Origin of the sequence: uncultured Corynebacterium sp. (genome assembly GCF_902782855.1) — a bacterium.
GTDB lineage: Bacteria > Actinomycetota > Actinomycetes > Mycobacteriales > Mycobacteriaceae > Corynebacterium.
In genome coordinates this window covers 1-4922 of the sequence record NZ_CACZOO010000154.1, presented here as the reverse complement: position 1 = coordinate 4922, position 4922 = coordinate 1, and the positions used below count along the sequence as shown (strand labels likewise).

At 68.4% G+C, this 4922-nt stretch carries 3 protein-coding genes and 1 tRNA gene; 1 reads left to right on the top strand and 3 read right to left on the bottom strand.

Going from position 1 to position 4922, the window contains the following annotated elements; genetic code table 11:
* Positions 1-3: 3 nt before the first annotated feature.
* Positions 4-76, bottom strand: a tRNA-Ala gene (locus tag QZV72_RS07165).
* A gap of 103 nt (positions 77-179) precedes the next feature.
* Positions 180-1136 (bottom strand): TauD/TfdA family dioxygenase, encoded by a 957-nt coding sequence (locus QZV72_RS07160; protein ID WP_297006678.1) that lies wholly within the window; start codon positions 1134-1136, stop codon positions 180-182.
* Positions 1137-1300: 164 nt separating this feature from the next.
* On the opposite strand from QZV72_RS07160, the gene QZV72_RS07155 reads away from it, so the two are divergent.
* The gene (locus QZV72_RS07155) at positions 1301-2410 is read left to right on the top strand and encodes a winged helix DNA-binding domain-containing protein (protein ID WP_297006676.1); all 1110 of its coding nucleotides are present in this window, start codon (positions 1301-1303) and stop codon (positions 2408-2410) included.
* Between the two features lie 67 nt (positions 2411-2477).
* Here the strand turns inward: QZV72_RS07155 and QZV72_RS07150 are convergent, their stop codons facing one another.
* The gene (locus QZV72_RS07150) at positions 2478-4889 is read right to left on the bottom strand and encodes an arylsulfatase (RefSeq protein ID WP_297006674.1); all 2412 of its coding nucleotides are present in this window, start codon (positions 4887-4889) and stop codon (positions 2478-2480) included.
* Positions 4890-4922 lie beyond the last annotated feature (33 nt).

Sequence of the window (4922 nt, the reverse complement as noted above, 5' to 3'; positions counted from 1 at the left end):
TAGTGGAGCTATGGGGAATCGAACCCCAGACCTTTGCATTGCGAACGCAACGCTCTACCAACTGAGCTATAGCCCCGTCATGGCCGCCTCCGAAGCACTCCGAAGACAACACCGAGAGATCATACACCCCGGCCGAACGAACGCATAGTCAGCACCACCGCCCGGCCAGGCACACCCGGTCAGATGACCGACGCATCTCCGCCGTACCCCACCAGCGGACGCGGCTCGGTGATCACCGAGTACTCCGTGGCGTCCCCGGTGAGGATGCGCGACCGCTCCCCCGTCACGGAGGTCGGGACCGAGCCGGCAAGCGTAACCCGGTGCAGCTCACGGTGCTCGTCGCCGAAATCGTGGACACCGTAGTGCTGCGTGGCGTGGTTGTCCCACAAAAGCACGTCGCCCTCCGCCCAGTCCCACCGGAAGACATTGTCGGGCCGGGTGATGCGGTCCTGGAAAATGTCGAACAGCACGTGGAACTCGCGCGGTGTAAGCCCCACGAACCCCTGGACGAAGTGGCCGAGCAGCAGGGACCGCTCGCCGGTCTCCGGATGGACGTGGACCACCGGATGCTCGATCTCGAAGGGCACGCGGGTGAACTCGCGGCGGTACTCCGCGTTGTCCTTGTTGCTGTCGTGACTGTTGGCGTAGTCGTACTCGTTGGAATGCACGGCCCAGAGACCGTCAGCGAGGACGCGCAGTGGCTCCGGCAACGCGTTGTACGCGGCGACGGTGTTCGCGAAGATCGTGGAACCTCCGTAGGTCGGCAGGCTGATCGCCCGCAGGATGCTGGTCTTCGGCACCCGGTCTACGAAGGACACATCGGTGTGCCAGGAGTTCGCCGCACCCTCCAGGACGAGCCGGTCCAGGCCGGTGGAGTGGACGGTGGGGTGCGCCAGGGTAGGTGTGCCGAGGCGGGAGGCCAGGGCATACTGCGTGCTGTCGTCGAGGAACTGGTCGCGGAAGCCGACCGCCTTGTGGGTCGCCAGCGCGGTGCGGATGAACTCGACCTCGTCGTCGGTGATGTCGCCGGACAGGTCGATGCCGGAGATGACGGCGCCGATGTTCTTCCCGAGGCGGGTGACCGTCGGGGAAGCGACGTCACCGGTGTCGGTCGGGCGGGAGAGGGTGCTGGTCATGACGGGGCCTTTCGGTGGGGAGCGCTTCGGGAGAACCCTGCAACAAGTAGACCGCTCTGTCTACCAAGGGTATGTCCATCGACCGTACGGGTGCGGCGTGGCACACCCCAGCAATTGCGTCAGCGTGAACCGAGGCACTCCAACCACCCACTACGCTGGCCGGCATGGTCAACCCCGCCCTCGTCGAAGCCCGTCTCACCGCACTCGGCCTCGCCGCACCCACCTCTGATACTCCCGCGCAGGTACTCGACCGGTTCGGCCCGATGCAGGGCCAGGAGTTGCCCGGTGTGACCTCGTCGATCGCGCTGCGTCTGGCGGGGTCGGACGCCACCGCCGCCACCGCTGTGGAGGACGCGTTCACCACCGGCTCTGTCGTCCGCGGCTACCCGATGCGCGCCACGGTATTCGCTCTGGCCGCCCGTGACGCCGCCTGGGTCACCGAGCTGTGCGCGGGCCCGCAGCGCAGGCAGTCGAGGCGTCGTCTGGAACAGGACGGCCTTTCCTCCACCGACATCGGCACCGCACATGACCTGCTACGGGAACATCCGGACGGACTGTCCCGCCCTGATCTCGCGATCCTGTGGTCCTCCCACGGTCTCCCGGAGACACGCACCTTCCTCTATCTTCTGGTCCGCGACATGATGCTCCACGGCACCGCGGTATATGGTCCGCCCGACGATTCCGGGGGCCAGCTGATCGTTCCCGCTGAGTCGTGGCTTCCTGCCGGTTCGGACCTGGCGGGCCGCTTCAACGGGGACACCACAGCCGCCACCGCCGACCTGCTGCTGCGGTACCTGCACGGTCACGGGCCGGCTGGCCTGCGGGACTTCGCGTGGTGGACGAAACTCCCCGTGACGCTCATCCGGGACGCCTTCGGCCTGATCCGTGACGAGGTGGAGCCAGCGGCGTCCTTCTCCCCCGCCCTGGGCGAGGATGCATGGGTGCGCCCCGGGCTCGCCGACGAGATCACTGTCGCGGCAAAGGCGGCGCACGGTACGTTCCTGCTACCGGCTTTCGATGAACTGGTGCTCGGGTACCGGGACCGGCTCGTTTTCCTCACCGGGGACCACCATGACGAGGTGGCGCCGGGGAACAACGGCGCCTTCCGGAAGACCGTCGTACGCGGCGGGAAATTCGTGGCGACCTGGCGGGCACCGAAGACTGCGCCGACCTCAGGCGCCGGACGTCGCCTCACGGTCTCCCCGTTCCGCCCGTTGAGCACCGCCGCCGAACGCGACATCACCCGCACGTTCCGGAGCTATCCTCACGCGTGAGCAGCCCCTGTTTCACGTGAAACGGTCCCGGCCGGCGGAAGAGCCATCCGCCGCACACCCGGAGGCTTCAGTCGAACGCCTCCGCGGCATCCCGGGCTATCTCAGCGAGCACCTCCGGGCTGTACGGTGCACGCTCCCCCGGCTCGTAGCGCACCGAATGCAGGGCGCCGGAGTACCGCCAGGAGCCGTGGGTGACGTAGTTTCCCCAGTGCACCGGACCACCACGGTTCACCCCGATGTCGATGCCACTGAACGGCGCCATACCGAGCAACGCCCACACGTCCGTGATCTCCGCTGACGCCCCTCCCCTGCCGTCACGACCGTCGCTGCCGTCACCGACGGTCGTCAGCGTCCACGAGGTCCGGAAGCTCTCCAGTGCGGCCGAACGGACCAGTACCGTGTGCCGCCCGGCCGCCCCTTCCGGCCCAGTCGGCACGGGCACAGACACCTCATGCAGCTCGCCGTACTCGTTGACCGCCAGGTGCACCTCGGGACCGTCGGTGCCCGCGTCCACCCACACGACGTACCCGCCGCCCTGGTCCCCGTGGGAGACCAGCACACCGGCGTCCCCGGCAGCCACCGTGACGTCGATGACCACGTCGAAGCTCCGCAACTGCGTCAACCGGGACGACCGCCACCGTTCCAGCTTCGGGGTGCCCGGCAGGAACGTCACCGCCTTTTCCAGCACGTCATCGGAGGGACGCCGCAGCTCCGCCCGCGGATCGGAGTGGTCGTTGAGCGGGAAGACGGTGTTCTCCCAGGCCAGCCTCTCCCACCGGGCAGCCAGATCACGCACCAGCGCCGGGAACTGCCCGGCCAGGTCGTGGATCTCGTTCGGGTCCTCGTCGACGTGGTAGAGCTCCCACTCGGCGTCATCGAACGGCGTGCCCGGCCGGTGGTTCGTGAGGATCTTCCAACCGTCGCGGTACAGCCCCCGGTTGCCGCCGAACTCCGCGTACTGTTCCGGCCTGGTGGACGGATGGGTCGCGTCCCGGAGCACCGGGGCGAAACTCACTCCGTCGATCCCCTTCACCGCGTGCCCGTGCCGGGTGCCGCCGACCGTCGAGGGGTGCGGGACGCCCACCAGATCAAGGATCGTCGGCGTGAGATCCGTGGCGTACTGGTACTGGTCGCGCAGTCCCTCCCGCGCCGGATCCGAGGCGTCCCCCTTCCCCAGGCCCGCCGGCCAGCTCAGCAGCAGCGGCACCCGCACCCCACCGGCGAAGGTCTGCCCCTTGTAGAACCGGAACGGCGTGTTGGACGCCATGCCCCAGCCCTCCGGATAGTGCGCCATCGACCGCGGCCCACCGATGACCGAGGGGTCCCGGTCGACATCCGCGGTCCAGTCCGCGGGCAGTCCCGGAACGTGGGCGAAGCGGCTGAAGTAGGACCGCGTCCCCTCCGGACCGCCCTCGGCGGAGCCACCGTTGTCGGAGGTGAAGACGATGAGGGTGTTGTCCTTCTCCCCCAACTCATCGAGAAGATCAGTGATTCGCGTCAGTGACTGGTCGACGGAATCGACCATTGCGGCGTACACCTCCTGGTACCGCGCGTAGAGGTCCTTCGTCTCCGCGTCCAACGAGTCCCAGTCGATGACCTCCCTGCCCAGCCGTCCGACCGCCTCCGGCAACGGCGTCCCCTCCGGGATCACACCGAGCTCGATCTGCCGGGCATGACGCTCGCGCCGCAGCGCGTCCCAGCCGGCGCCGTACCGCCCGCGGTACTTCGCCAGATCGGCCTCCTTCGCACCCAACGGCCCGTGCATGGCGGTGTGCGCGAAGTAGAGGAAGAACGGTCGCTCGGACTGCGGTGCCGAGGCCCGCGTTCCCTGGATGAACCGCAGGGCCTCGTCGGTGTAGTCGTCGGTGAGGTAGTAGCCCTCGGGCGTCTCCTCCGGCTGCACGACCGTGTTGTCCCGCACGATCTGGTTCGGGTGGAAGAAGGAGTTCAGCCCCTCCAGCGACCCGTAGTAGTGGTCGAAGCCGCGCTGCACCGGCCAGGAGGACTTGTCGGCCCCCTCGTGGATCAGCGAATCTCTGGTCAGGTGCCACTTCCCCACCGCCGCGGTCGCGTAGCCGGCGCCGTGGAGCACCTCGGCCAGCGTGGTGACGTCCTCGGCGAGCTCCAGCCGGACGCCGGGGAACCCGGGATCGGAGTTCGCGACGGTGGCGAACCCGGCGCGGTGCGGGTTCAGGCCGGTGAGTACGGCGGCGCGGGCCGGGGAGCACACCGGGGTGGTGTGGTAGTTCGTGAAGGTGAAGCCTTCGTCTGCCAACCGCTGCAGCGCCGGGGTGGGGATCTCGGAGCCGAACGGGCCGATGTCGGAGTAGCCCATGTCGTCGAGCAGGACGACGATGACGTTCGGCGCGCCCTCCGGCGGACGCACCGGGTCGGGCCACGCCGGGCTGGACTCGTGGACGGTACGGCCCACCCGGCCGGGGAAACCCTCGTAGCCACGGGCGTAGTTCGGGACAGTCACTGGAAAGCTCCTTCAGGTTCGGTGGTTCGGGTG